Origin of the sequence: Mesorhizobium sp. M7A.F.Ca.CA.004.04.2.1, assembly GCF_004022825.1 — a bacterium.
Classification (GTDB): domain Bacteria; phylum Pseudomonadota; class Alphaproteobacteria; order Rhizobiales; family Rhizobiaceae; genus Mesorhizobium.
In genome coordinates this window covers 1-3,569 of record NZ_RZPH01000639.1, presented here as the reverse complement: position 1 = coordinate 3,569, position 3,569 = coordinate 1, and the positions used below count along the sequence as shown (strand labels likewise).

Here is a 3,569-nt window from a genome sequence, read left to right as displayed (position 1 = left end):
TCCTCGATCCAGGCGAGGTCGAGTTCGCGCAACCTCGCGGCGCGCCGGATCGCCTCGTCGATCGAAAATCCCTGATTGGCGTCGGTCATGATCTCATAGCCGTCGCCGACAGCCTTGCGCACCGCCGACAGGCGCGCAAGATCCTCCGACCCGTGCGGCCTGCCGATTTTCACTTTCGAGCCGCGAAAGCCCTTCGCCTTGGCGGCTAGCGCATCGTCAACCAGCGCCTGCGTCTCGATGTGCAGCCAACCGCCTTCGGTCGTGTAGAGCGGGCAGCGATCCTTGGCACCGCCGGCCAGTTTCCACAGCGGCAGGTTCTGTTTCTTGGCCCGCAGATCCCATAGTGCCGTGTCGATCGCCGCGATCGCTATAGCGGTGATCGCGCCAATCGTGGTGGCATGCGTGGCGAATTCGAGATCGTGCCAGATCGCCTCGATCATGTCGGGGTCGCGGCCGATCAGGCGCGGCACCAGATGGTCTGACAAAAGCCGCATCACCGACGAGCCGCCGGTGCCGATCGTGTAGCTGTAGCCGGTGCCGACCGCGCCGTCGGAATCGGTGATGGTCACGATCGGCGTTTCCTGGCTGACGAAGCTCTGGATGGCGTCGGTGCGTTTGACCTTGGGCACAAGGTCCACCATCCGAAGGTCGACTTTCTCGATTCTGGTCATGCCGATCAGCTCCGCAATGTCTTTCCGGTCTCAGTGGCAAACAGATGCGCCTGCGACATGTCGAGGCTCATGGCGACGCGCTCGCCCGGCCGGAGTGGCCTCGGGTTCAGCATGCGCGACACCCAGTCCGTACCGTTGAATTCGACGAACACCAGCGTCTCGTTCCCGAGCGGTTCGGTAACGGTGATCGGCAGTTCGATCTGGTGGACGTCTGCCGCGCCACCGGAACTGATGCCATGGCCGGTTGGATAGATGTCGTCCGGCCGTAGCCCGAACACAACCTTGTCGCCGGTCGTGACATTGGCCTTGAACTGAGCGGGCAGCGGCAGCTTTTCGCCGTTGGCGAAAACCATCTGGCCGTCATCGATCGTGGCCTCGTGCAAATTCATCGGCGGCGAACCGATGAAGCCGGCAACGAAGCGGGTTGCCGGCCGCCGAAAGACCTCGTCGGGCGTGCCGACCTGTTCGATATGGCCGTCGCGCATGATGACGATGCGATCGGCCAGCGTCATTGCTTCGACCTGGTCGTGGGTGACGTAGATCACCGTCGACTGCACCTTGGCATGCAGCTTCTTGATCTCGGTGCGCATCTGCGTGCGCAATTTGGCGTCGAGATTCGAAAGCGGCTCGTCGAACAGGAAGACGTCAGGATCGCGCACGATGGCGCGGCCCATGGCGACGCGCTGGCGCTGACCGCCGGACAGTTGTGAGGGGCGGCGATCGAGCAACGTGTCGAGGCCGAGGATGGCCGAGGCTTCGGCGACACGGCGCTCCATGTCTTCCTTGGCGGCACCTGCGATCTTCAGAGAGAAGCCGAGATTTTCGCGCACCGTCATGTGCGGATAGAGCGCGTAGGACTGGAACACCATCGAAATGTTGCGCGAGCGTGGCGGCAGGTCGTTGACGATGCGCCCGCCAATCTCTATCGAGCCGGCGCTGATCTCTTCCAGCCCGGCGATCATCCGCAGCGTCGTCGACTTGCCGCAGCCGGAGGGGCCGACCAGCGCGATGAATTCGCGGTCGGCGATGTCGAGATCGATGCCGTGCACGATCCCGACAGCGCCGTAGCGCTTGGTCAGCTTGGTGAGGGTAACGGTTGCCATGGTATCAGCCTTTCACCGCGCCGGAGGTCAGGCCGCCGACAAGGTGTTTCTGGACGACGTAGGTGAGGGTGAGCGCCGGGATGATCATCACCACGGCCAGCGCGCACATGCCGCGCCAATCGATGGTGAACTCGGCCGTGTAATCGAGCAGGCCGACCGGCAGCGTCTTGGCGCTCACCGAACGGGTCAGCTGCGAGGCCAGAGCGAACTCATTCCAGCAGGTCAGGAAGGCGAAGATCGCGGCCGACGCGATGCCCGGCCCGGCAAGCGGGAACTCGACCTGCCAGAACGCCTGCCAGCGCGTGCAGCCATCGATCTGCGCGGCCTCCGCGAGGTCCTTGGGCACCTGACGGAAGAAGCCGTCGATCAGCCAGATCGTGAACGGCACGTTGAGCGCGACATAGGCAAGGATAAGCCCGAAATGGGTGTCGATGATGCCAAGCCGCACATAGAGGAAAAACAGCGGCAGCGAGAGCGCAATGCCCGGCACGGTGCGCGTCAGCATCAGCCCGAGGAAGACGCTCGATTTGCCGCGGAAGCGGTAGCGCGCGAACGCATAGCCGCCGGCCATGCCGATGGCCACTGCAATGACCGTCGAGGTCACCGAGATGATCAACGAGTTGCGGAAATATTCGATCACTGGAATGCCGCCTTTGCCGATACCGCTGAACATGGCGACGTAGGCGTCGAACGAAATCTCCTGCGGGATCCAGACCGGCGGCTTGGCCATGATCTCGACCGCCGGCCGCAGCGACGAGAGGACGATCCACAGGCCCGGCAGGCAGATCGTCAGCATCGCCAGGAACAGGCCAATGCGATAGACGATGCCCAGCAGCCGGCGCTTCAGGCGGGCGGAAGAATTCTCGTCCATCTTCACCACTCCGCACCAATCTGCGTGCGCGCCGCGGCGAGCTTGTTGAAGAAGTAGACGGTGAAGGCGATCGACAGCAGGATCGAGAAATAGGCCATGGCGTTGGCCATGCCCATGCGCCCGTCGCTGTAGGCGGTGCGGGCCACCAGAGTCCATAGCAGTTCGGTGCGGCCCGCCGGTCCGCCATCGGTCATGATCTTGACGATGTCGTAGGCGCGCGCCACGTCGAGCGAACGGATAGTCATGGCTATGTAGGCGAAAGGCATGACGAACGGCCACGTCACATAGCGGAATGTCTGCCACGGCGTGCAGCCGTCGACACGCGCCGCCTCGATCGGCTCCTTGGGCATGGCGAGTAGGCCGGCGAGGATCAGGATGGCGAAGATCGCCGTCGACGACCAGATCTCGGCGATCGAAATGGCGATGAAGGCGAGATGGCCCTCGATCAGCCACGGAATGGCGTCTTGCGTAATGCCGAGCGACTGCAGCGCATTGTTCACCAGGCCGATATTGTCGTTGAACATGAACTTGAACTGGAAGCCGACGAGGATCGGCGAGAACATCATCGGAAACATCATCAGCGTGCGCAGGATGCGCTGGCCGCGTGTCGCTTTCTCGACCAGCATGGCAAGCCCAAGGCCGAGCAGCATTTCGAGATTGAGCGCGATGGTCAGCAGCAGCACCGTGCGGCCGAACGCCCACCAGAAATCGGTGTTGGACAGGATCGAAAGATAGTTCCGGATGCCGATGAAGACGTAGAACGTTTCGGGCCGCGTCAGGCGGAACGGCGTGAAGCTGGAGTAAAGGGACAACAGCAACGGCACAACGACAACCGCCGCCAGCACGATCATGGCCGGAAGCAGCAGCAGGAATGGCGCGGATGGCTTGAAGCCCTTCATCAGAATCCTTGAGGTGTTTGCATTT

The 3,569-nt window shown here is 62.7% G+C and carries 4 protein-coding genes; all 4 read right to left on the bottom strand.

Annotated features, from left to right (window positions below):
- On the bottom strand, positions 1-671 hold a 671-nt coding region (locus EN893_RS24345), incomplete at its 3' end, for an enolase C-terminal domain-like protein (protein ID WP_281062499.1).
- 5 nt (positions 672-676) lie between these two features.
- The gene (ugpC, locus tag EN893_RS24340; RefSeq protein WP_127270131.1) at positions 677-1,774 is read right to left on the bottom strand and encodes a sn-glycerol-3-phosphate ABC transporter ATP-binding protein UgpC; all 1,098 of its coding nucleotides are present in this window, start codon (positions 1,772-1,774) and stop codon (positions 677-679) included.
- Between the two features lie 4 nt (positions 1,775-1,778).
- Positions 1,779-2,645, bottom strand: coding sequence for a carbohydrate ABC transporter permease (locus EN893_RS24335; protein ID WP_127267476.1), 867 nt, complete (start codon positions 2,643-2,645; stop codon positions 1,779-1,781).
- A gap of 2 nt (positions 2,646-2,647) precedes the next feature.
- The gene (locus EN893_RS24330; RefSeq protein WP_023808865.1) at positions 2,648-3,544 is read right to left on the bottom strand and encodes a sugar ABC transporter permease; all 897 of its coding nucleotides are present in this window, start codon (positions 3,542-3,544) and stop codon (positions 2,648-2,650) included.
- Positions 3,545-3,569 lie beyond the last annotated feature (25 nt).

Excerpts from the sequence above, each read along its gene's own strand:
- ugpC (WP_127270131.1), bottom strand. The coding sequence starts at position 1,774 with ATGGCAACCGTTACCCTCACCAAGCTGACCAAGCGCTACGGCGCTGTC.
- EN893_RS24335 (WP_127267476.1), bottom strand. The coding sequence starts at position 2,645 with ATGGACGAGAATTCTTCCGCCCGCCTGAAGCGCCGGCTGCTGGGCATC.
- EN893_RS24330 (WP_023808865.1), bottom strand. The coding sequence starts at position 3,544 with ATGAAGGGCTTCAAGCCATCCGCGCCATTCCTGCTGCTGCTTCCGGCC.